Below are 21,204 nucleotides of genomic sequence, written 5' to 3' on the forward strand. Positions count from 1 at the left end.
CCTGAAACGGCGCTCAGCCTCCCTTGACGGCCTTGACGATCTTCTGCGCGGCGTCGTCGAGATTGTCGGCGGGCAGCACGTTCAGACCGGACTCGCTGATGATCTTCTTGCCGAGATCGACATTGGTGCCCTCGAGGCGCACCACCAGCGGCACCTTCAGGCCCACTTCCTTGACCGCGGCCACGACGCCCTCGGCGATGACATCGCACTTCATGATGCCGCCGAAGATGTTGACCAGGATGCCCTTCACGTTCGGGTCGGCGGTGATGATCTTGAAGGCAGCCGCGACCTTCTCCTTGCTGGCGCCGCCGCCGACGTCGAGGAAGTTGGCGGGCTCCATGCCGTAGAGCTTGATGATGTCCATCGTCGCCATGGCGAGGCCGGCGCCGTTGACCATGCAGCCGATGGTGCCGTCGAGCGCGACGTAGTTGAGGTCGTACTTCGACGCCTCGATCTCCTTGGCGTCCTCCTCGGTCTCGTCGCGCAGCGCGACGACTTCCGGGTGCTTGAACAGCGCATTGGAGTCGAACGAGACCTTCGCGTCCAGGACGCGCAGCTGGCCCTGCTTGGTGACGACCAGCGGGTTGATCTCGAGCATCGCCATGTCCTTGGCGACGAAGGCGTTGTAGAGCTGGGTGGTCAGCTTCTCGGCCTGCTTGGCGAGGTCGCCGGAGAGCTTCAGCGCCTTGGCGACGGCGCGGCCGTGATGGCCCATGACGCCAGTGGCCGGATCGACCGAGAAGGTGATGATCTTCTCAGGCGTGCTGTGGGCGACGTCCTCGATGTTGACGCCACCTTCGGTCGACACCACGAAGGCGACCCTCGAGGTCTCCCGGTCGACCAGCAGCGACAGATAGAATTCCTTGTCGATGTCCGAGCCGTCCTCGATGTAGAGGCGGTTGACCTGCTTGCCGTCCGGACCGGTCTGCACGGTCACCAGCGTGGCGCCCAGCATTTGCTTGGCGAACTCGTTGACCTCCTGGATCGACTTGGCGAGGCGGACGCCGCCCTTGTCGCCGGCCGAGGCCTCCTTGAACTTGCCCTTGCCGCGGCCGCCGGCGTGGATCTGGCTCTTCACGACCCAGACCGGGCCACCGAGCGTCTTCGCCGCCGCATCCGCGTCCTCCGGACGGAGAACCGGCACGCCCTTCGAAATCGGCACGCCGAACTCGTGCAGCAGTGCCTTGGCCTGATATTCGTGAATGTTCATAAGCGCTTGCTCCCCGAACCCGCGATGGGGTGACGACCAGAATTGTTGTTAGGATGTCTGGTATACCATATACCAAACATCCTGCAACTCGATGTGGGCGAGACTACGCCCCGTGAATGACCCCTGATCAGCGGCCGAGCAGGTCGGGCGCGATCTTCTTGCAGGCGTCGACCAGGCCCTGGACGGCGGCGACCGACTTGTCGAACGCCTCGCGGTCCTTCCCGGCCAGCTCGATCTCGACGATGCGCTCGACACCCTTGGAGCCGATCACGACGGGCACGCCGACATACATGTCCTTGACGCCGAACTCGCCGTTGAGATGCGCCGCGCAGGGCAGCACGCGCTTCTTGTCGCGCAGATAGCTCTCGGCCATCGCGATCGCCGAGGCCGCCGGGGCGTAGTAGGCCGAGCCGGTCTTGAGCAGGTTGACGATCTCGGCGCCGCCATTGCGGGTGCGGTCGACGATCTCGTCGATGCGGGCCTGCGAGGTCCAGCCCATCTTGACGAGATCCGGCAGCGGAATGCCGGCGACGGTCGAGTACTTGGTCAGCGGCACCATGGTGTCGCCATGGCCGCCGAGCACGAAGGCAGTGACGTCCTCGACCGAGACGTTGAACTCATCGGCCAGGAAGTAGCGGAAGCGCGCGGAGTCGAGCACGCCGGCCATGCCGACGACCTTCTTCGCCGGAAGGTTCGAGGCCTTCTGCAGCGCCCAGACCATCGCGTCGAGCGGATTGGTGATGCAGATGACGAACGCATCGGGGGCGTACTTCTTGATGCCGGCGCCGACCTGCTCCATCACCTTCAGGTTGATCGACAGCAGATCATCGCGGCTCATGCCCGGCTTGCGCGGCACGCCGGCGGTGACGATGCACACCTTGGCGTTGTCGAGCGCCTCGTAAGAGTTGGCGCCGGTGAAGTGCGCGTCGAAGCCATCGACCGGCGAGGACTGCGCGATGTCGAGCGCCTTGCCCTGCGGAACGCCTTCGGCAATGTCGAACATCACGACGTCGCCGAGCTCCTTGAGGCCGACGAGGTGAGCCAGCGTTCCGCCGATCTGACCGGAGCCAATCAAAGCAATCTTGTCGCGCGCCATGGCAAATTTTCCTTTGAACCCGAAGGGGTGAGGGAGGTTGAAAAGTCGAGTGGGTGGTTATCCCTTTCGCCCGGGCCGTTCAAGTCACGCTATGGCCAATTGGCGGGCGTGCCTTGATTTCGATCAGGACCGGGCGACGGCTGCTGATGATCCTTTCAGCATGATTGGCGTGGCCTTTTCGCGGCTGTGTGCCCGGCGGCAGGCGCTCGCCAAAACTCCGGTATTTGTCAGGTTTCGACCAACCCCGTGGAAGTCCCGGATGCCGCCGAGTCCTTCCGCCCGTGCGGCAGGGCCAGGTAGGAGTCCGAGCCCATCTCGATCAGGCGCGAGGTGGTCCGCTTGAACTCCATGGCCTCGATGCCCTCGGTCGCGACGTAGAGCGAAATCGGGTCGGCTTCGGCGGAGGCGATCAGCTTCACGGCGTTGTCGTAGAGCGTATCGATCAGGGTGATGAACCGCTTGGCGGCATTGCGCTCGGCCAGATCCATGACCGGAACGTGATCGATCAGGATCGTATGATAGTCGTGCGCGAGCCGCAGATAGTCCGAGGCTGCCAGCGGCTTCTCGCAGAGATCGGTAAAACCGAAGCGGGCGACGCCGTTGGCGGAGCACGGGACGTGCAGGATACGCCCCTTGATCGTCATGTCGCGCGGCTTGCACTTGGCATGACCCGTGAGCCGCGCCCAGGCCTTGTCGAGCGCCGCTCGCGCGTCGACATCGGCCGGCACCAGCCACATCTTCACGCCGGCCAGCTTCTCCAGCCGGAAATCGGTGCGCGCATCCAGCCGCATCACGTCCATATGGTCGGCGATCTGCTTGATGAAGGGCAGGAACAGCGCGCGGTTGAGGCCGCCTTTGTACAGGTCTTCGGGCGCGACGTTCGAGGTCGCCACCACCACGGTGCCGAGTTCGAACAGCCTGGCGAACAGACGCCCGAGGATCATCGCGTCGGCGATGTCGGTGACATGGAATTCGTCGAAGCAGAGCAGCCAGGCCTGATCGAAGATCGCCTGTGCCGTGAGCCCGATCACGTCGGCATCGGCGAGCTCGCCGCGCGCGATGTTCTGGCGGTAGCCGTAGATGCGCTCGTGCACCTCGGCCATGAATTCGTGAAAATGCGCGCGGCGCTTGTGCTCGACGGGACAGTTCTGGAAGAACAGGTCCATCAGCATGGTCTTGCCGCGCCCGACCTCGCCGTGGACATAGAGGCCGTTCGGCGGCTCGCTCTTGTCGGCAAAAAGGCGGCCGAACAAGCCTTGCTTGCGTGTCGGCTTGTAGGTCGAGAGGCGGCGCTCCAGCGCCGCCAGGGCGTCGGCGACCTCGGCCTGGGCGAGGTCGGCCTCGATCGCACCGGTATCGACCAAAGACTGATATTGCGCGCGGAACGCGTCTGACGGAGTGGACAGCATGAGCCCACTCTAGGTCACGAGACTTACGGAAAATGCAATCCGCAAATGGTGGAAGCCGCCATGCGTCGGAGCCGTGAGGTCGTGGTATATGGCACGCAAACGCCGCCGTGACCGTTAGTCCCTGGCTAACGACGTTAGTCTTCGCTCCTGGCCTCAGCGAGCGGCTGGCTTGAACGACCGCGCTCCAGACCTCACCCCGGGGAAAGGTCGTAGGCGTCCTCGACCACGTAGGGGCCACCGCCGGTCGAGGCGCGCGACGAGAACAGCACGAAGCGCTCGGCCGTGAACACGCGGCTCGGGAAATAGCCGCGGACGGAGAGATAGTCGGCAACGTCCTGGCTCGACGCATCGTGCAGCCGCGCCAGCGTGACGTGGGGCACGAATTTGCGACCTTCCGGATCGAGCCCGATCCGCTGCATGAGCCGCTCGAGCTCGGCCTGCAGCTCGATCAGGGGGCGGCTCGGCGCGACGTTGGCAACGACGGCGCGCGGCTTGCGGCCGCCGAAGCTGGAGAGACCCTGCACCGTCACTTCGAACGGCTTGCGGTTCACCCGCCACAGCATCGAGGCGATCTCGTTGGCGGAGGCGCCGTCGATGTCACCGATGAAGCGCAACGTCACATGGTAATTTTCGGGATCGATCCAGCGGGCGCCTGGGAGGCCACCCCGCAAACCGGAAAGCGTGTGGCCAACCTCGGCCGGGATTTCCAGTCCAGTAAACAGACGCGGCATCGTTTCAGGACTCCCGATGCTGGAGGCTGATCTCGAAAATTGACGAGATCATGCCTTCGAGAAATGATCGACGACGAATCGCCAATGCATCATTCCTACCGAACTTATATGACTCCGCGACGGAAGGCGGGTTAACGCCGGTAAAAGCTGCGGAAAACCCGGCCCTTAAGGTTATCGCAAATGATCGACGCGGCGCTTCGTTCCGTCATTGCCCACGAAGTGGACGCAGGAATGCTTCCGCCGTAGGCAACATCCGGGACACGATGATGTCGACGCCGGCTGCGGTGGGGTGGATGCCGTCGGCCTGGTTCAGCTTGGGGTCGGCGGCGACACCGTCGAGAAAGAACGGATACAGCGGGACGCCGAATTCCTTGGCCAGATCGGGATAGATCGCGTTGAATTTCGCGGCATAGTCGCTGCCGTAGTTCGGCGGCGCCAGCATGCCGCACAGCATGACGGCGATGCCCCGCGCCTTCAGCCGGGTCACGATCTCGGTCAAGGCCTTGCGCGTCACCGCGGGATCGATGCCGCGCAGCGCATCGTTGGCGCCGAGCTCGACGATGACGGCCTCGGTCCCGTCAGGCACCGACCAGTCGAGCCGATCGCGGCCGCCGGACGAAGTATCCCCGGATACGCCGGCATTGGTGAGGTCGATCGGCAGGCCCTGGGCCTGCAACGCCTTCTGCAGCTTGGCTGGAAACGCATCCGAGGCGGACAGGCCAAGACCCGCGCTCAAGGAATCGCCGAGCACGACCAGCTTGATCGGCTTGACGTCGTCAGCGCCCGCAAACGCGGGCCCGACTGTCATCAAGGCGAGCATCAACACGAGTATGTGCACGAAGATATGTCCGCGCCTCTCGACCCGGCTTGCGGAGTTGCCATATGACCGAGCCATGGACAGTCTCATCGAAACCTCGCGTTTGGCCGGCCTTGCGCCGGACACCATTACCATCTCCAACGTCAACCTCTCGCTCGGCACCGGAGCGGCACGTGTTCATATCCTCAAGGACATCAGCCTGCGGGTGGGACAGGGCGAGACGATCGGCCTGATCGGCCCCTCGGGATCGGGGAAGTCCACGCTGCTGATGGTGATGGCGGGGTTGGAACGTCCTGACAGTGGTGAGGTGGTGGTCGGCGGCACCGCTTTCAATGCCCTGGACGAGGACGCCCTGGCCCGGTTCCGGGGTCGCCAGGTCGGCATCGTCTTCCAGTCCTTCCACCTGATCCCGACCATGACCGCGCTGGAGAATGTGGCAGTGCCGCTCGAGCTGGCCGGCCATGCCGGCGCCGCGGAGCGTGCCGCCCGCGAGCTCGAGCAGGTCGGGCTCGGCCACCGTCTGCATCACTATCCGACGCAGCTCTCCGGCGGTGAGCAGCAGCGCGTGGCATTGGCCCGCGCTCTCGCTCCCGACCCCGCAATTCTCGTGGCCGACGAGCCGACCGGCAATCTCGACGAGACCACCGGCCAGCAGATCGTCGACCTGCTGTTCACCAAGCATGCCGAGCGCGGCATGACGCTGGTGCTGGTGACCCATGACAGCGGCCTCGCGCATCGGTGCGACCGGGTGGTGCGGCTGCGCTCGGGACGGATCGAAGCCGAGAGCGACGCACACGAGCAAGCCGACGCATGAGCACGGTGTCCGAACCGATCGCGGGCGGCCGCATGGCCGCGTTGCCGGTGCGCTACGCGCTGCGCGAGCTGCGCGGCGGCTTGCGCGGCTTCTACGTCTTCATCGCCTGCATCGCGCTCGGCGTGCTCGCCATCGCCGGTGTCGGCTCGGTGGCGGCCAGCCTCAATGACGGGCTGGTCCGCGAGGGCCGGACCTTGCTCGGCGGCGACGTCGCTTTCTCGCTGTTTCAGCGCGAGGCCAAGCCCGAGGAGATCGCCTTCCTGCGGACGCGCGGCCAGGTCTCGCTGGCGGCAACCTTGCGGGCGATGGTGCGCGCCGGTGACGCCAAGCTGGCCTTGGTCGAGCTCAAGGCGGTCGACGGCGCCTATCCGCTGCTGGGCAAGGCCGAGCTGCAGCCCAACCTGCCGCTACCGGACATTCTCGCCGAACGCGACGGCGTGTTCGGCGCGGCGGCCGATCCGGCACTGCTGGCGCGGCTCGACCTCAAGGTCGGCGACACCGTCAGCATCGACACCGTCCGCTTCCAGATCCGCAGCGCGCTCCAGGCCGAGCCAGATAAATTGTCCGGCGGCATCGGCCTTGGGCCGCGTTTCCTGATCAGCGAGGCCGGCCTGCGCGCCACGTCGCTGCTGCAGCCGGGCAGCCTGGTGCGCTGGACCTACCGGGTCCGGCTGCCCGACAATGCCAAGGACGACCACGCCGCAGCGTCCTTCATCGCCGACACCCGCCTGACCTTGCCGTCGGCCGGGTGGGAGATCCGCAGCCGCAGCAATGCCTCGCCGCAGCTCGAGCGGACGATCGGCCGCTTCACCCAGTTCCTCACCCTGGTCGGTCTCGCCGCGCTGCTGGTCGGCGGCGTCGGCGTCGCCAACGCGGTCAAGAGCCATGTCGACCGACGCACCGAGGTGATCGCGGCGTTCAAGGCCCTCGGCGCCACCAGCCGCGACGTGTTCGGCATCTACCTCGTGCAGGTGATGGTGCTCGCCACGATCGGTTCGATCATCGGCCTCTGCGCCGGCGCGGCCCTGCCCTTTGCCATCGTCGGGCTGTTCGGCAACATCCTGCCGCTGCCCGTGATCCCGGCTATTCATTCCGACGAGCTGGCGCTGTCCTTCGTCTATGGCCTGCTCACCGCACTGGCGTTCGGTTTGTGGCCGCTCGGGCGCGTACGCGACGTGCCGGTGGCGGCGTTGTTCCGCGAGGCGGTCATCGCCGAATGGCACCGGCCGCGCTGGAGCTATCTGGTGCTGATCGCGGGCACCGTCGCGCTGCTGATCGCGGTCGTGATCGGCCTGTCCTACGACAAGCGCATCGCCGCGGTGTTCGTCGTCGCCGCCGCGCTGGTGTTCGTGCTGTTGCGCGGCATTGCCGCCGCGGTGATGGCAATTGCGCGCGCCCTGCCGCGCAGCCGCTTCCCGATGCTGCGGCTGGCGGTCAGCAACATCTACCGCCCGGGCGCGCTGACACCGTCCGTGGTGCTGTCGCTCGGACTGGGTCTCGCGGTGCTGGTCACGATCACCCAGATCGACGGCAATCTGCGGCGGCAATTTCTGGCGCAACTGCCGGAGCAGGCGCCGTCGTTTTTCTTCATCGACGTCCCCTCCGGCGAGGCCGACCGCTTCCGCGGCTTCCTCAAGGACCTCGCCCCTCAATCCGCTGTCGAAGACGTGCCGATGCTGCGCGGGCGCATCGTCTCCGCCCGCGGCGTCCGCGCCGAGGACCTCAAGGCGACGACGGACACCGAATGGGTGCTGCAGAGCGATCGCGGCCTGACCTATACCGCCGAGATTCCCAAGGGCTCGAAGGTGGTCGAGGGCGAGTGGTGGAGCGAGACCTACAGCGGACCGCCGCTGGTCTCGATCGAGAAGCGCATCGCCGACGGCCTCGGCCTCAAGCTCGGTGACGACATCGTCGTCAACGTGCTCGGACGCGATATCACGGCGCGGATCGGCAACATGCGCACCATCGACTGGCAGGGGCTCGGCATCAACTTCGTGCTGGTGTTCTCCCCGAATGCCTTCAAGGGCGCGCCGCACACCCATGTCGCGACCCTGACCGAAGCGCGCTCCGATGCCGCCGAGGATGCCCGTGTCATCCGCAAGGTGGCCGACGCCTTCCCGATGGTGACCAGCGTGCGGGTCCGAGAGGTGATGGAGACCGTGGGCTCGGTGGTCTCCAACCTCGCGCTCGCCATCCGCGGCGCCAGCGCGGTGACCTTGATCTCGGCCATCCTGGTGCTCGGCGGCGCACTGGCCGCCGGCCACCGCCACCGGGTCTACGACGCGGTCATCCTGAAGACCCTGGGCGCGACGCGGCTGCGGCTGCTCGGCGCCTACGCGCTCGAATATCTGATGATCGGGTTTGCCACCGCCGCGTTCGGCGTCATCGCCGGCTCGGTCTCCGCTTGGCTGATCGTGACCCGGCTGATGACCTTGAGCTTCGCCTGGCAGGCGGGCAGCGCCGCGCTGGTCGTCTTGGCGGCGCTGATCGTGACCGTCGGCCTCGGACTGGCCGGCACCCTGCTCGCGCTGAACCAGAAGCCGGCGACGGTTCTTCGGAATCTCTAGCGGCTTGATCGAGCGCTTGCGCGCTCATGCCGCACGGTTAACGCGATTTATACGGCTGAGACGCGTTCGGAGCGACATTCAGCCGCGCGTGGAAGCTTGCGGCGGATATGCTAGTTTCCCATCTAGGGAATGGGCTCAGAGACCTGCCAAAGATGGCGAATTTGCCGATGACGCAAATTTAATATCGATGGCAGCGGGTATGAGATAGGGTTTTTCGAGAACCGGCTGAAGGTCCTGCCAGGATCGGGCTGCCGGGCAACCAACGGGAATTCGACCATGTCGGACCTCAACCGCAACTATGCTTCACCCTTTGGCCGGGTGGCCGGGCGCGCCGATGCCGCGACCGTCGACGCCGGTCTGCGCGCCTACATGCTGCGCATCTACAATTACATGAGCATCGGCCTGGCCATCACCGGCCTCGCGGCGCTCGGCGTCTACATGGCGTCGGTGACCGGCGATCCGGCGGCCGGCGTGTTCAAGTTCGGCAACGCCTATCTGACGCAGTTCGGCTACGCGATGTTCGTGAGCCCGTTGAAGTGGCTGTTCATCCTGGCCCCTCTGGTCATGGTGTTCGCGATCTCGGCCGGCATCAACCGCCTCGCGCCGTCGACCGCTCAACTCCTGTTCTGGGTGTTTTCGGCCTTGATGGGCATCTCGCTGTCGTCGATCTTTCTGGTGTACACCCACACCTCGATCGTGCGGGTGTTCTTCATCACCGCGGCGACGTTCGGCGCGCTGAGCCTCTACGGCTACACGACCAAGCGTGACATGACGGGCATGGGCTCGTTCCTGTTCATGGGCCTGATCGGCATCGTGCTGGCGAGCCTGGTGAACCTGTTCCTGGCGAGCTCGATGCTGCAGTTCATCGTCTCGGTGATCGGCGTGTTCGTGTTCGCCGGCCTGACCGCCTGGGATACGCAGCGCCTGAAGAACGAGTACATCTACGGCTACGCCTCCGCGGGCGGCGACATCGCCGAGCGCGCAGCGATCACCGGCGCGCTGTCGCTGTACCTGAACTTCATCAACCTGTTCACGCTGCTGCTGCAGCTGCTCGGACAGCGCGACTGATCCAACCGCTCGAACGAGCGACCTTCGAAGCCCCGGCCTCACCGCCGGGGCTTTTCGTTTGCACAAACCCGATTGCGACCGGCGCAAAGCGGCAGCGACAGCCATGCCGCGAGGCCGGATTGATCGCCGCGTCCGCATGGGTATGCTTGCACCCCATGTCGAACATTGAAATCCGGCCCACCCAGGAGGCCGACCTCCCGGCCATCACCGCCATCTACGGCCAGGCCGTCCGCGAGGGCACGGCCACCTTCGAGCTCGACCCTCCGGATCTGGCGGAGATGACGCGCCGCTTCCGGGCGCTCCGCGACGGCGGCTTCCCCTATTTCGCCGCCCTGCTGGACGGAGAGGTGGTGGGCTATGCCTATGCCGGGCCCTACCGGCCCCGCCCTGCCTATCGCTTCACGGTGGAGAACTCGGTCTATCTCGCTCCCGCCAGCCAGCGTCGCGGCATCGGGATGCGACTGATGCGGCGGCTGATCGACGCCTGTGAGGAGGGAGGCTTTCGCCAGATGATCGCCGTCATCGGCGACTCCGCCAATGCCGGCTCGGTCGGGCTGCATACCGCCTGCGGCTTCCAGATGATCGGCACCCACCCGAGCGTCGGCCTGAAATTCGGCCGCTGGCTCGATACCGTCATGATGCAGCGCCCGCTCGGGGCCGGGAGCAGCGACGTCCCGGCGTAAGCGACGCCGGTCGAAATGTCGTGATCACCCGGCGGGTCGGATCAGACCAGCGCCGGCTTCGGCGCGATCGCCAGCAACACGCGCTCAAGCTCGTGGCCGCGGCGCAGGATCAGCCCGGTGGCCGAGATCACGCTGTACATGCCCTGCTTGCGTGCGAGACGCGGATCCTTCTCGATGCGGTAGATCGGCACCTCGGACGCCCGGCGAAACACGGAGAAGACGGCCCGGTCACGCAGGAAGTCGATCGAATAGTCGCGCCACTCACCGTCGGCGACCATGCGACCGTAGAGGTTCAGGATGCGGTTCAGCTCCAGGCGGTCGAACGTCACCCGGTTCGGCGCTGCGGCCGCACTGCGCGCCGCCGCGCGGTTCTCGCTGGGGTCGGCGTCCTCCGGCGTGAGGTTCATTGGCGTCCTCCTGTCATCTGTGTGACATGATCGCGCCATCCGGCAGAAGCCGCAAGGGGCCGTTTTCGTTGTTGAAGTTCGACCGAGCCTGCGAGGTCATCAGTTCCGCGAACACGCAAGCGTCACGGGATCGTTAGCGGAATCATAATCGCGCCGTCTTTCCGCCCACCGACCGCCCCCGACCTTCGGCATAAGATTCGTGTGCGTTGGCCCGGTCCTTTCGGTTCCGGATTCCTCAGCCCCCAGCCCCCCGGGGTCGTCAGGATCGGGTCTATTCACAAGTAAGGCAAAGGGCCAACGCAAGTTGGTCCTTTTGCTTTTCTGGCGTGAGCTGCCGGAAGATGTCGCGGCGCGCCGTCGCACGGACGTGACGCGCCTCACGCAGGTCAGCGAAAACGAAGATCGGGACGACGGAAAATCAGCGCTCGGGACCACGCGCCGTTGCTGAAGCCCGTCCGCCCAACGGCAACTCGGAAAAGGCGGCGCCGAGCATCGGCCCAGGGCGGTCGCGACTGCCGTCCTGCACATAGACGACGGTGCCATCGACGCCCTCGCGGGCGATCTTCTCCAGCGGCACGCTCCAGCTGACCGGCGACCCGGTCCAGTCACCCAGCTTCTGGAGACCGCGAACGACGTTGTAATAGGTCAGGTCGCGGCCGCTGTTCTCGCCGCGCCCGACCGAGATCGGGACCACACGCGAGATCGAGCAGACCCAGACCTCGCCGTGCCGGCGCGGCGCATGCTCGCTGGCCGCGGCGACCGAGACGGAGAGCTCCTGGCCGTCGACCGACAGCCTCACCGGCACCGACATCACCGCGCCGCCCTGGACGGTTTCCTCGATCGCGCCTTCGATCGCCTCGCGGTCGCTGCCGATCACATGCACAGAGCCGTTGATCACCGCCTGCGGCGTATAGACCTCGCGGTCCCCGCGCGCACGAGAATAGGCCCGCTGCCGGGCCGTGAAGCGGGAGTCGGCCAGCGTGTCCTTCCAGCCGAGATAGTCCCAGTAGTCGATCGGCAGCGACAACGCGATGACCGAAGGATCTCTGGCGAGCTCGCCGAGGATCTTGTCAGCCGGCGGGCAGGACGAACAGCCTTGAGAGGTGAAGAGTTCGATCACCGCACGGGGATCGGATGCGGCTGGCCGGACGAAAGCGATGACCGCACAGACACTCAGCGCTGCGCGCGACCACCACGACATCTGTCCACTCATCGCCACTGTCCCGTCTGGACCACCGTCCGCTGCGCCCTGCGCATCACTGCATCTGCGATGCCGTCCTCGTAGTTAACAAACCGAAAATGCAAAGGAGGCGGCCTTTGTCATAGGCCGCCTCCTTCATCACCCGCTACTCACTTCAGAGTGAGCCAAACTGTCGCATCGCGCTTTGGTTAAGCGGCGAGCTTGCGCAGCACGTAGTGCAGGATGCCGCCGTTGCGGTAGTAGTCGAGCTCGTCGAGCGTATCGATCCGGCAGAGCAGCGGCACCTGCTGCGCCGCACCGTCGGCCGAGACGATCTCGGCGGTCAGGGTTTGGCGCGGCTTCAGGTCGCCCTGCAGGCCCTTGATGGTAACCTTCTCGTCGCCCTTGAGGCCGAGCGAGGACCAGGACGTGCCTTCCTGGAAGGTGAGCGGCAGCACGCCCATACCGACCAGGTTGGAGCGATGGATGCGCTCGAAGCTCTGGCAGATCACGGCGCGGACGCCGAGCAGCCGGGTACCTTTGGCGGCCCAGTCGCGCGATGAGCCGTTGCCGTATTCGGCGCCGGCGAACACCACCAGCGGCACGCCCTCTTCCTGATACTTCATCGCGGCGTCGTAGATCGACATCTGCTCGCCGTCTGGCCAGTGCTTGGTCAGGCCGCCCTCGGGAATGTTGCCGTCGGCACCCTTGAGCATGAAGTTCTTGATGCGGATGTTGGCGAAGGTGCCGCGCATCATGATCTCGTGATTGCCGCGGCGGGTGCCGTACTGGTTGAAGTCGGCCGGGCGGACCTGGTGCTCGCTGAGGAACTTGCCGGCGGGCGAGGTCAGCTTGATCGAACCGGCCGGCGAGATGTGGTCGGTGGTGATCTTGTCGCCGAACAGCGCCAGCACACGGGCCTCGACGATGTCCTTGATCGGCTCCGGCTCCTTCTTCATGCCCTCGAAATACGGCGGGTTCTGCACGTAGGTCGACGACATGTTCCAGCGATAGGTCTCGCTCTCGACGGTCTTGATCTTGCGCCAGTTGGTGTCGCCCTTGAACACGTCGGCGTAGCGCTTCTTGAAGATCGAGGCCTTGACGAACTTCTTGACGAAGTCGTTGACCTCCTTGGTCGTCGGCCAGATGTCCTTCAGGTAGACCGGCTTCTTGTCCTTGCCGATGCCGATCGGCTCGACGGCGAGGTCCTTGGTCACGGTGCCGGCGAGCGCGTAGGCGACGACCAGCGGCGGCGAGGCCAGGTAGTTGGCCTGCACGTCCGGCGAGACGCGGCCTTCGAAGTTGCGGTTGCCCGACAGCACCGCCGCCGCGACGACGCCGTTGTCGTTGATCGACTTCGAGATCTCCTCCGGCAGCGGACCCGAATTGCCGATGCAGGTGGTGCAGCCGAAGCCGACCAGGTTGAAGCCGACCTTGTCGAGGTCCTTCTGCAGGCCCGAATTAGCAAGGTATTCGGCAACCACCTGGCTGCCCGGGGCGAGCGAGGTCTTCACCCACGGCTTGGCCTTGAGGCCCTTGGCGGCGGCGTTGCGGGCCAAGAGGCCGGCGCCGATCAGCACGCTCGGGTTCGAGGTGTTGGTGCAGGAGGTGATGGCGGCGATGACGACGTCGCCATGGCCGATGTCGAAGTCCTTGCCTTCGACCGGGAAGCGCTGCTCGGCGGCATCGGGCTTCTTGTACTCGCCGGCCAGCGCGGTCGCGAAGCCTTCGGCCACTGCGGGGAGCGCGATGCGGCCCTCGGGACGCTTCGGACCGGCCATCGACGGCACGACGTCGGCGAGATCGAGGGTCAGCGTCTGCGTGAACACCGGATCGGGCGACTTGGCGGTGCGGAACAGGCCCTGCGCCTTGGCATAGGCCTCGACCAGCGCAACGCGCGGGGCCTTGCGGCCGGAGGTCTTGAGATAGTCGATGGTGGCGGCGTCGACCGGGAAGAAGCCGCAGGTCGCGCCATACTCAGGAGCCATGTTGGCGATGGTCGACTTGTCGGCGACTGAGAGATGGTCGAGGCCGGGGCCGAAGAACTCGACGAACTTGCCGACAACGCCGAGCTTGCGCAGCATCTGGGTGACGGTCAGCACCAGGTCGGTCGCGGTGACGCCTTCCTTCAGCGCGCCGGTCAGCTTGAAGCCGACGACGTCGGGCAGCAGCATCGACAGCGGCTGGCCCAGCATGCAGGCCTCGGCCTCGATGCCGCCGACGCCCCAGCCGAGCACGGCGAGACCATTGACCATGGTGGTGTGCGAATCGGTGCCGACCAGCGAATCCGGATAGGCGACCTCGAAGGTGCCCTTGGTGCGGCCGATCGTCATCTTCTCCTTCTTGGTCCAGACGGTCTGCGCCAGGTATTCGAGATTGACCTGGTGGCAGATGCCGGTGCCGGGCGGCACCACGGAGAAGTTCGAAAACGCCTTCTGGCCCCACTTCAGGAATTCATAGCGCTCCTGGTTCTGCTTGTACTCCTCGGCGACGTTCTTGCCGAACGCCTTGTTGTCACCGAAGTAGTTCACGATCACCGAATGGTCGATGACGAGATCGACCGGCACCAGCGGGTTGATCTTCTCGGCATCGCCGCCGAGCGCCTGCATCGCGTTGCGCATCGCCGCGAGGTCGACCACGGCCGGAACGCCGGTGAAATCCTGCATCAAGACGCGCGCCGGGCGGAAGGCGATCTCGTGCTCAAGCGACTTCTTGCGCAGCCATTTCGACACCGCGACGATGTCGTCCTTGGTGACGGTGCGGCCATCCTCGTTACGCAGCAGATTCTCGAGCAGCACCTTCATCGAGTACGGCAGCTTCGAGATGTCCTTGAGACCGTTCTTCTCGGCCGTGGGCAAGCTGTAATAAATGTAGCTCTTCGTTCCGACCTTGAGGGTCTTGCGACACTTGAAGCTGTCGAGCGAGGTCATGCGTGGAAATCCCAATTGATCTGTATACCCGGAGGGGGTATTTAAGAACCGTCAGCGCGAGGCGCCGGATGGCTTGCAGCGGGCGATTGTGTGCTGCATCAAGGTCGGGCTTATAGAAGCTTTCCAACTGCGCCGCCACAGAGACAAGCAAGTCCCGACGTGGCATCACCCACAAATTCTCACACGCTAGCCATCAATTTCGTAAGGGCTACGACGGGCCATGCAGGCGACTTCAACACTGCCTCCGAAGCTGTTCGGCCGCGACGTCAGATGCGTGCGTGGCGGCCGCGAGGTGTTCGCAGGACTGGCCTTCGAAGCCGTCGCGGGCGAGGCGCTGGCAGTGACCGGACACAATGGTGCGGGCAAGACATCACTGCTGCGGCTGATTGCCGGCCTGCTGCTGCCGGCGGGCGGCTCCATCGCCATCGAGGGCGGTGAGAGCGAGCTGACGGTGCCCGAGCAGGCGCATTATCTCGGCCACCGCGACGCGCTGAAGCCGGCGCTCAGCGTGCGCGAAAACCTGACCTTCTGGGCCGACTTCCTCGGCGGCGGGGTCACGCGGCCGATCTCCGACTGCCTCGCGGCCGTCGGCATCGCCCACGCCATCGACCTGCCCGCCGCCTATCTGTCGGCCGGCCAGCGCCGCCGTCTGTCGCTGGCCCGCCTGCTCGCGGTGCCCCGCCTGCTGTGGCTGCTCGACGAGCCGACCGCCGCGCTCGACGTCGCCGGACAGGCGATGTTCGCCGGGCTGATGCGGGAGCATCTCGCCGGGGGTGGGCTGATCGTCGCGGCGACGCACGGCCCGCTCGGCATCGACACGCGCGAGTTGCGGATCGGAACGATCGGATGATGCCCCCCTTCTTCACGACGCCCGCCGGCCCCTCCATTCCCTCCCTCCTTGTGGGGGAGGGTCAGGGAGGGCGGTGCCATACGACGTGGCCTATCGAACTGAGCGCAACCCCATCGCTCCACCCATCCTATCGATGCGCGCCCTCCTCCCCCTTGCGGGCAGGGGTCGGGGGTAGGAGTCCCCACCGGCGGTCTCGCCCGGAGCCACCCCCCTCCCCAGCCCTCCCCCACAAGGGGGGAGGGAACGAAGTGTGCCAGCGGTCGGAGCACGGCTCACTCCCGCGCAATGCGCCATCAGCCCAGGCCCTCCCCGCATGACCGCCCTCGGTGCCCTCATCCGCCGCGACATCAAGATCGCGCTGCGCATCGGCGGCGGCGCGTTGATCGGCGTGCTGTTCTTTCTCACCGTCGTGGTGCTGATGCCGTTCGCGGTAGGGCCCGACCTGGCGCTGCTGACCCGGCTCGGCCCCGCCATCCTCTGGCTCGGCGCCCTGCTCTCCAGCCTGCTCACCCTGGACCGGCTGTTCACCGCCGACCACGAGGACGGCTCGCTCGACCTGGTCGTGATGAGCCGGACACCGCTGGAGCTGGCCTGCGCCGCCAAGGCGCTGGCGCACTGGCTCGCCGCCGGCCTGCCGCTGGTGATCGCGACGCCCGTGCTCGGCCTGCTGCTCAACCTCGACGCCACGGCGACTGGCGCCGTCGCGCTGACGTTATTGGCGGGCACGCCTGCCCTGACCTTCATCGGCATGATCGGTGCCGCGCTGGCGGTGACCATGCACCGCGGCGGGCTGCTGCTGGCGGTCTTGGTGCTGCCACTTTCGATCCCCGTGCTGATCTTCGGCGTCGCGGCGTCGCAGGCGGCCATCGTCGGCCCGCTGCCGTTCGGGGCGCCGTTCTCGATCCTGTGCGCATTGTCGCTGGTGAGTTTCGTGATCGGCCCGTTCGCCGCTGCGACAAGCTTGCGGAACGGGCTGGATTGACCCACCGCCCGCCGGGGTTTGACCATGATCAACTCTTACCTAGCGACGCCGTGCTGATTGCCTGCAACCGCGTCCGCCTTTAACAAGGGTCTCATGTCGCTGATCGACCTCGCCAATCCCACTCGGTTCCTTGCGCTGGCGGCGCGGCTGCTGCCGTGGCTGGCGCTGGTCACGGCCGCGCTGCTGGGTGCCGGCCTGTACCTCTCCGCAGTGGCGCCCGACGACTATCAGCAGGGCGCGACCGTCAAGATCATGTTCATCCACGTGCCCAATGCGTGGCTGTCGATGTTCGTCTGGAGCATCATGAGCATCGCCTCGCTCGGCACCCTGGTGTGGCGGCATCCCCTGGCCGACGTCGCCGCCAAGGCCGCCGCCCCGATCGGCGCCAGCTTCACGTTCCTCGCGCTCCTCACCGGGTCGCTGTGGGGCCGGCCGATGTGGGGCACCTATTGGGAATGGGACGCGCGGCTGACCTCGGTGCTGATCCTGTTCTTGATGTATCTCGGCCTGATGGCGCTGTGGCGCGCGGTCGAGGATCCCACGCGCGCGGCACGCGCCGCCGCGGTGCTGACGCTGGTCGGCGCGATCAATCTGCCGATCATCAAGTTCTCGGTCGACTGGTGGAACACGCTGCATCAACCGGCGTCGGTGATGCGGATGGGCGGTCCGGCGCTCGACAAGGCCTTCCTGATCCCGCTGCTGGTGATGGCCGTCGGCTTCACCTTCCTGTTCGTGACGCTGCACGTCGCCGCGATGCGCAACGAGATCCTGCGCCGGCGTGTCCGCAGCCTGCAGATGATGCAGGCCCGCGCCTACACGGCGGCTGCGCCGGCCGCCGATGCCGCAGGCCGGATCGCGGGAGCGGCTTGACATGGACCTTGGCCCCTATACCTCCTTCATCGCCACCTCCTATCTTGCCGCGGCGCTGGTCGTGATGCTGCTGATCGGCTGGATCGTCATCGACTACCGCACCCAGAAGGCGCGCTTGCGCGCGCTCGAGGACAGCGGCATCAGCCGCCGTTCCGGCCGCGCCGCGACGGATATCCAATGACCGAACAGGCTGCGACAGAGCCGGCGCCGCGGCGCCGCTCATTTCTCATGCTGCTGCCGCTGGTGGTGTTCCTCGGGCTGGCGGCGCTGTTCTGGTCGCGCCTCGGCAATGGCGATCCGTCGCAGATTCCCTCCGCGCTGATCGGCCGCCCTGCGCCGGCCACACCGCTGCCGGCGCTGCCAGAGCTGGCGAGGGACGGCACGCCGGTGCCCGGCCTCGACCCGGCTGCGCTCAAGGGCAAGGTCAGCATCGTCAATGTCTGGGCATCGTGGTGCGTGCCCTGCCACGACGAGGCGCCGCTGCTGGTCGAGCTCGGCCGCGACAAGCGCTTCCAGATCATCGGCATCAACTACAAGGACGGCGCCGACAACGCCCGCCGCTTCCTCGGCCGCTACGGAAACCCTTACGACGTCGTCGGCGTCGACGGCAACGGCCGCGCCGGCATCGAATGGGGCGTCTACGGCGTGCCCGAGACCTTTGTCGTCGGCCGCGAAGGCACCATCGTCTACAAGCTGGTCGGCCCGATCACGGCGCAGAACATCGACGCCGTGCTGAAGCCGGAAATCGAGAAGGCGCTGAAGGCAGGGAGTTAGTTCGCGGTCGGCAAGTCGTTAGTTTCTCGTCGTTGCAAGTGGACGTGACTGCCGAGCTCGCGCAACGACCCACGGTGTCGTCCCGGCCTTGAGCCGGGACCCATACTCCGCGGCCGTCGTGGTGGGCAAGATGTTAACGACGCGCCTGCCCCAAACTCAAGCCTGTGGTTCTGGGTCCCGGCTCAAGGCCGGGACGACAGCAGAGTTTGCCGCAACTACCCCTTGCTCACATCCCCTTCCGCGGCGTCGCTGGCTTCCAACGAGGCCGGGTCGAGGTGGTAGCGCTTGATCAGCGGCATCTGGGCGATGGCGAAGATCATGGTCAGCGGCACGACACCGAACGCCTTGAAGCCGACCCAGAAATCGGTGCTCTGCGTGCGCCAGACGATCTCGTTCAGCACCGCCATCGCGGCGAAGAACAGCGCCCAGCGAAACGTCAGGATGCGCCAGCCCGCGGGCGTCAGATTGAACATCTGATCGAACATGATCGCGATGAAGGAGCGATTGAACAAGAGCCCGCCACCGAGCACGGCCGCGAACAGCCCGTAGATGATGGTGGGCTTGACCTTGATGAAGGTCTCGTCGTGCAGCACCAGGGTCAGCGTGCCGAACACGATGACGACGACGGCGGTCACCAGCGCCATCAGCGGGACGTGCCGCGTCACCACGTAGGACGCGATCAGCGCCGCAATGATCGCGACCATGAACGCGCCGGTCGCCGCGAACAGGTTGAACTTGGCATTGACCACGAAGAAGATGATCAGCGGACCGAACTCGGTCGCGAGCTTGAACAGCGGGTGCGGCTGGGTCTTGTCCATTCCATATCCTGTTGGCTGCAGCCACGGCAGCGGTTGATCCGGTCGTCTCGATCTGGCGGTGGGCCGGAGCCCGGGCGTGGCGACGTCAATCCTCGATGCCGGCGATCGCCCGCGCAAAATCTCTCGCGGCGAACGGTGAGAGATCCTCGACCCCCTCGCCGACGCCGATGAAGTGCACCGGCAGCTTGAACTTCTCCGACAGCGCCACGAGGATGCCGCCGCGCGCCGTGCCGTCGAGCTTGGTCATCACGAGGCCGGTGACGCCTGCCGTACGATGAAACGCCTCGACCTGCGACAGCGCATTTTGTCCCACCGTCGCGTCGAGCACGAGCAGCACCGCATGCGGCGCCGAGGTGTCGACCTTGCGAATGACACGCACCACCTTCTCGAGCTCGTTCATCAGCTCGGCCTTGTTCTGCAGCCGGCCGGCGGTGTCGATCAGCAGGATGTCGCGGCCCTGCTCCTTGGCCGCGGTGATGGCGTTGAACGCCAGGCTCGCGGAATCAGAGCCTTGCGCGCCGGCGACGACCGGCGCCCTGGTGCGCTCGCCCCACACCTTGAGCTGCTCGATCGCGGCGGCGCGGAAGGTATCGCCCGCGGCCAGCATCACCTGCTTGCCTTCGGAGGCAAATTTCTGCGCCAGCTTGCCGATCGTGGTCGTCTTGCCGGAGCCGTTGACGCCGACGACGAGAATGACGAACGGCTTGTGGCCAGCGTCGATCGTGAGCGGCTTCGCCACCGGCGACAGCACCTTCTCGACCTCGGTCGCGACCACCGCCTTGACCTCGTCGGCACTGATCGCCTTGTCGTAGCGGCCGGTCCCGACGGCTTCGGCGATCCGCGCCGCCACCTGGGTGCCGAGATCGGCGCGCAGCAGCACGTCCTCGATGTCGTCGAGCATCGCGCGGTCGAGCTTGCGCTTGGTGACGAGATCGGCGACGGCGGTGCCGAGCGCGCCGGAGGTGCGCTTCAGGCCGGCCGACAGACGCCGCCACCACGACAGCTTGGGTGTTTCGGAGGTGGTATCGTTCATGGCGTGGTGTTAGCCCTTTCCATTCGCAAACGAAAGCTCACACCCGCGTTACGGTTTCCATGGACATTAACCAACCCACCGACGAGGAGATGCTCGCCCGCGTGCTCCACCGCGACGGGCTGATGCTGGTGATCGACAAGCCGGCCGGCATTCCCGTGCACAAGGGGCCGAAGGGCGGGCCGAACCTCGAAGCCTCGTTCGACGCGCTGCGCTTCGGCCTGCCGCGCCCGCCGGTGCTCGCGCATCGGCTCGACAAGGAAACCTCCGGATGTCTGGTGCTCGGCCGTCATCGCAAGGCAACGGCGTCGCTCGGGCTTTTGTTCAAGCATGGCAAGATTTCGAAAACCTATTGGGCTGTCGTCGAAGGCGGGCCCGACGCTGACGAGGGCGTGATCGAGCTCCCGCTCGGCAAGCTCAACGCCGAACGCGGCTGGTGGCAGAAACCGGATCCGCAGGGGCAGCCGGCGGTGACGAAATGGCGGGTGTTGGGGAGGTCGTATTCTCTCACTCCCCCACCTCAGATCTCGATCTCGACTTGCGACACCGACTCCCCACCCCCTCGCGGGGAGGGGTCGGGGGCGGGGGTCCCCACGGGCAGTGTCGCCCGGAGCCACCCCCCTCCCCAACCCTCCCCCACAAGGGGGGAGGGAGCGCAGGGTGCCGGGGGAGAGAGCGAACCTCAATCCACCAAGACACCCAAGCTCACTTGGCTCGCCATGGAACCGGTCACCGGCCGCACGCATCAACTGCGCGTGCACTCCGCCGCATCCGGCTGGCCGATCGTCGGCGACAACATCTACGGCAACGGGCCGCGCTTCGGCGAGCCGCGGCTGCATCTGCATGCGCGGGAGATTTCGATCCCGCTGTCGAAGAACAAGCCCCCGGTGCAGGTCGTCGCACCGGCGCCGCTGCACATGCATGAGCGGCTGCGACTGTGCGGGTGGAACGGGGAGTGAGCCCGTCTC

General features: G+C 66.0%; 20 protein-coding genes. 10 read left to right on the forward strand and 10 right to left on the reverse strand.

What is annotated here, in order from left to right:
• Positions 1 to 13 precede the first annotated feature (13 nt).
• The 5 genes from sucC to ACQR1D_RS00480 all read right to left on the reverse strand — a co-directional run bounded on the left by sucC (position 14) and on the right by ACQR1D_RS00480 (position 5,284).
• Positions 14 to 1,210 carry an ADP-forming succinate--CoA ligase subunit beta gene (gene sucC, locus ACQR1D_RS00460; protein ID WP_434838845.1) on the reverse strand — a complete coding sequence of 399 codons (1,197 nt, stop codon included), beginning with the start codon at positions 1,208 to 1,210 and terminating at the stop codon, positions 14 to 16.
• A gap of 127 nt (positions 1,211 to 1,337) precedes the next feature.
• Positions 1,338 to 2,306: a malate dehydrogenase gene (mdh, locus tag ACQR1D_RS00465; RefSeq protein WP_315800703.1), complete on the reverse strand. Its 969-nt coding sequence runs from the start codon at positions 2,304 to 2,306 to the stop codon at positions 1,338 to 1,340.
• Between the two features lie 227 nt (positions 2,307 to 2,533).
• Positions 2,534 to 3,715 carry a cell division protein ZapE gene (gene zapE / locus ACQR1D_RS00470; protein ID WP_316215518.1) on the reverse strand — a complete coding sequence of 394 codons (1,182 nt, stop codon included), beginning with the start codon at positions 3,713 to 3,715 and terminating at the stop codon, positions 2,534 to 2,536.
• Between the two features lie 191 nt (positions 3,716 to 3,906).
• A complete protein-coding gene (thpR, locus tag ACQR1D_RS00475; protein ID WP_315800705.1) occupies positions 3,907 to 4,446 on the reverse strand; it encodes an RNA 2',3'-cyclic phosphodiesterase in 540 nt (179 codons plus the stop codon).
• A 205-nt stretch (positions 4,447 to 4,651) separates the two neighbouring features.
• On the reverse strand, positions 4,652 to 5,284 hold the full coding sequence (locus ACQR1D_RS00480; protein WP_315800706.1) for an arylesterase: 633 nt from the start codon (positions 5,282 to 5,284) through the stop codon (positions 4,652 to 4,654).
• A gap of 55 nt (positions 5,285 to 5,339) precedes the next feature.
• Between ACQR1D_RS00480 and ACQR1D_RS00485 the strand changes: the two genes are divergently transcribed.
• The 4 genes from ACQR1D_RS00485 to ACQR1D_RS00500 all read left to right on the forward strand — a co-directional run bounded on the left by ACQR1D_RS00485 (position 5,340) and on the right by ACQR1D_RS00500 (position 10,395).
• Positions 5,340 to 6,077, forward strand: a complete 738-nt coding sequence (locus ACQR1D_RS00485; RefSeq protein WP_315800707.1) for an ABC transporter ATP-binding protein — start codon at positions 5,340 to 5,342, stop codon at positions 6,075 to 6,077.
• Positions 6,074 to 8,644, forward strand: a complete 2,571-nt coding sequence (locus tag ACQR1D_RS00490) for an ABC transporter permease (RefSeq protein ID WP_434838844.1) — start codon at positions 6,074 to 6,076, stop codon at positions 8,642 to 8,644. Before ACQR1D_RS00485 ends, ACQR1D_RS00490 begins: the two co-directional genes overlap by 4 nt.
• Positions 8,645 to 8,920: 276 nt before the next feature.
• Positions 8,921 to 9,712, forward strand: a complete 792-nt coding sequence (locus ACQR1D_RS00495) for a Bax inhibitor-1/YccA family protein (RefSeq protein WP_315800709.1) — start codon at positions 8,921 to 8,923, stop codon at positions 9,710 to 9,712.
• 155 nt (positions 9,713 to 9,867) lie between these two features.
• Positions 9,868 to 10,395, forward strand: a complete 528-nt coding sequence (locus tag ACQR1D_RS00500; RefSeq protein WP_316180312.1) for a GNAT family N-acetyltransferase — start codon at positions 9,868 to 9,870, stop codon at positions 10,393 to 10,395.
• Between the two features lie 41 nt (positions 10,396 to 10,436).
• Here ACQR1D_RS00500 and ACQR1D_RS00505 read toward each other — a convergent pair whose 3' ends face one another.
• The 3 genes from ACQR1D_RS00505 to acnA form a co-directional block, all read right to left on the reverse strand.
• Complete coding sequence (locus ACQR1D_RS00505; RefSeq protein WP_315800711.1) at positions 10,437 to 10,802, reverse strand: DUF2794 domain-containing protein; 366 nt, start codon at positions 10,800 to 10,802, stop codon at positions 10,437 to 10,439.
• Positions 10,803 to 11,220: 418 nt separating this feature from the next.
• Entirely contained in the window at positions 11,221 to 12,003 is a 783-nt protein-coding gene (locus ACQR1D_RS00510) for a DUF1223 domain-containing protein (protein WP_315800925.1), read from the reverse strand.
• A gap of 188 nt (positions 12,004 to 12,191) precedes the next feature.
• A complete protein-coding gene (gene acnA / locus ACQR1D_RS00515; RefSeq protein WP_434893701.1) occupies positions 12,192 to 14,912 on the reverse strand; it encodes an aconitate hydratase AcnA in 2,721 nt (906 codons plus the stop codon).
• 220 nt (positions 14,913 to 15,132) lie between these two features.
• Between acnA and ccmA the strand changes: the two genes are divergently transcribed.
• The 5 genes from ccmA to ACQR1D_RS00540 all read left to right on the forward strand — a co-directional run bounded on the left by ccmA (position 15,133) and on the right by ACQR1D_RS00540 (position 18,388).
• Positions 15,133 to 15,762 (forward strand): heme ABC exporter ATP-binding protein CcmA, encoded by a 630-nt coding sequence (gene ccmA, locus ACQR1D_RS00520; RefSeq protein ID WP_434893700.1) that lies wholly within the window; start codon positions 15,133 to 15,135, stop codon positions 15,760 to 15,762.
• Positions 15,763 to 16,075: 313 nt separating this feature from the next.
• Complete coding sequence (gene ccmB, locus ACQR1D_RS00525; RefSeq protein ID WP_315715915.1) at positions 16,076 to 16,744, forward strand: heme exporter protein CcmB; 669 nt, start codon at positions 16,076 to 16,078, stop codon at positions 16,742 to 16,744.
• Positions 16,745 to 16,837: 93 nt separating this feature from the next.
• Positions 16,838 to 17,614: a heme ABC transporter permease gene (locus ACQR1D_RS00530; protein ID WP_434893699.1), complete on the forward strand. Its 777-nt coding sequence runs from the start codon at positions 16,838 to 16,840 to the stop codon at positions 17,612 to 17,614.
• A 1-nt stretch (position 17,615) separates the two neighbouring features.
• A complete protein-coding gene (ccmD, locus tag ACQR1D_RS00535; RefSeq protein WP_316215512.1) occupies positions 17,616 to 17,795 on the forward strand; it encodes a heme exporter protein CcmD in 180 nt (59 codons plus the stop codon).
• The gene (locus tag ACQR1D_RS00540) at positions 17,792 to 18,388 is read left to right on the forward strand and encodes a DsbE family thiol:disulfide interchange protein (protein WP_434881662.1); all 597 of its coding nucleotides are present in this window, start codon (positions 17,792 to 17,794) and stop codon (positions 18,386 to 18,388) included. The genes ccmD and ACQR1D_RS00540 overlap by 4 nt, the downstream gene beginning before the upstream one ends.
• A gap of 215 nt (positions 18,389 to 18,603) precedes the next feature.
• On the opposite strand, the gene ACQR1D_RS00545 is transcribed toward ACQR1D_RS00540, so the two are convergent.
• Both ACQR1D_RS00545 and ftsY read right to left on the reverse strand, forming a co-directional pair.
• Positions 18,604 to 19,206 (reverse strand): septation protein A, encoded by a 603-nt coding sequence (locus ACQR1D_RS00545; protein WP_434893698.1) that lies wholly within the window; start codon positions 19,204 to 19,206, stop codon positions 18,604 to 18,606.
• Between the two features lie 85 nt (positions 19,207 to 19,291).
• The gene (gene ftsY / locus ACQR1D_RS00550) at positions 19,292 to 20,239 is read right to left on the reverse strand and encodes a signal recognition particle-docking protein FtsY (RefSeq protein ID WP_434881661.1); all 948 of its coding nucleotides are present in this window, start codon (positions 20,237 to 20,239) and stop codon (positions 19,292 to 19,294) included.
• Positions 20,240 to 20,298: 59 nt separating this feature from the next.
• On the opposite strand from ftsY, the gene ACQR1D_RS00555 reads away from it, so the two are divergent.
• On the forward strand, positions 20,299 to 21,195 hold the full coding sequence (locus ACQR1D_RS00555; RefSeq protein WP_316180306.1) for an RluA family pseudouridine synthase: 897 nt from the start codon (positions 20,299 to 20,301) through the stop codon (positions 21,193 to 21,195).
• The last annotated feature ends 9 nt before the right edge of the window (positions 21,196 to 21,204 follow it).

The sequence above is a fragment of the Bradyrhizobium sp. HKCCYLRH2047 genome, from assembly GCF_051168175.1.
Classification (GTDB): Bacteria; Pseudomonadota; Alphaproteobacteria; order Rhizobiales; family Xanthobacteraceae; genus Bradyrhizobium.

Coding starts and splice junctions, on each gene's coding strand:
- sucC (WP_434838845.1), bottom strand. CDS start 1,210: ATGAACATTCACGAATATCAGGCCAAGGCACTGCTGCACGAGTTCGGC.
- mdh (WP_315800703.1), bottom strand. CDS start 2,306: ATGGCGCGCGACAAGATTGCTTTGATTGGCTCCGGTCAGATCGGCGGA.
- zapE (WP_316215518.1), bottom strand. CDS start 3,715: ATGCTGTCCACTCCGTCAGACGCGTTCCGCGCGCAATATCAGTCTTTG.
- thpR (WP_315800705.1), bottom strand. CDS start 4,446: ATGCCGCGTCTGTTTACTGGACTGGAAATCCCGGCCGAGGTTGGCCAC.
- ACQR1D_RS00485 (WP_315800707.1), top strand. CDS start 5,340: ATGGACAGTCTCATCGAAACCTCGCGTTTGGCCGGCCTTGCGCCGGAC.
- ACQR1D_RS00490 (WP_434838844.1), top strand. CDS start 6,074: ATGAGCACGGTGTCCGAACCGATCGCGGGCGGCCGCATGGCCGCGTTG.
- ACQR1D_RS00495 (WP_315800709.1), top strand. CDS start 8,921: ATGTCGGACCTCAACCGCAACTATGCTTCACCCTTTGGCCGGGTGGCC.
- ACQR1D_RS00500 (WP_316180312.1), top strand. CDS start 9,868: ATGTCGAACATTGAAATCCGGCCCACCCAGGAGGCCGACCTCCCGGCC.
- ACQR1D_RS00505 (WP_315800711.1), bottom strand. CDS start 10,802: ATGAACCTCACGCCGGAGGACGCCGACCCCAGCGAGAACCGCGCGGCG.
- ACQR1D_RS00510 (WP_315800925.1), bottom strand. CDS start 12,003: ATGTCGTGGTGGTCGCGCGCAGCGCTGAGTGTCTGTGCGGTCATCGCT.
- acnA (WP_434893701.1), bottom strand. CDS start 14,912: ATGACCTCGCTCGACAGCTTCAAGTGTCGCAAGACCCTCAAGGTCGGA.
- ccmA (WP_434893700.1), top strand. CDS start 15,133: ATGCAGGCGACTTCAACACTGCCTCCGAAGCTGTTCGGCCGCGACGTC.
- ccmB (WP_315715915.1), top strand. CDS start 16,076: ATGACCGCCCTCGGTGCCCTCATCCGCCGCGACATCAAGATCGCGCTG.
- ACQR1D_RS00530 (WP_434893699.1), top strand. CDS start 16,838: ATGTCGCTGATCGACCTCGCCAATCCCACTCGGTTCCTTGCGCTGGCG.
- ccmD (WP_316215512.1), top strand. CDS start 17,616: ATGGACCTTGGCCCCTATACCTCCTTCATCGCCACCTCCTATCTTGCC.
- ACQR1D_RS00540 (WP_434881662.1), top strand. CDS start 17,792: ATGACCGAACAGGCTGCGACAGAGCCGGCGCCGCGGCGCCGCTCATTT.
- ACQR1D_RS00545 (WP_434893698.1), bottom strand. CDS start 19,206: ATGGACAAGACCCAGCCGCACCCGCTGTTCAAGCTCGCGACCGAGTTC.
- ftsY (WP_434881661.1), bottom strand. CDS start 20,239: ATGAACGATACCACCTCCGAAACACCCAAGCTGTCGTGGTGGCGGCGT.
- ACQR1D_RS00555 (WP_316180306.1), top strand. CDS start 20,299: ATGGACATTAACCAACCCACCGACGAGGAGATGCTCGCCCGCGTGCTC.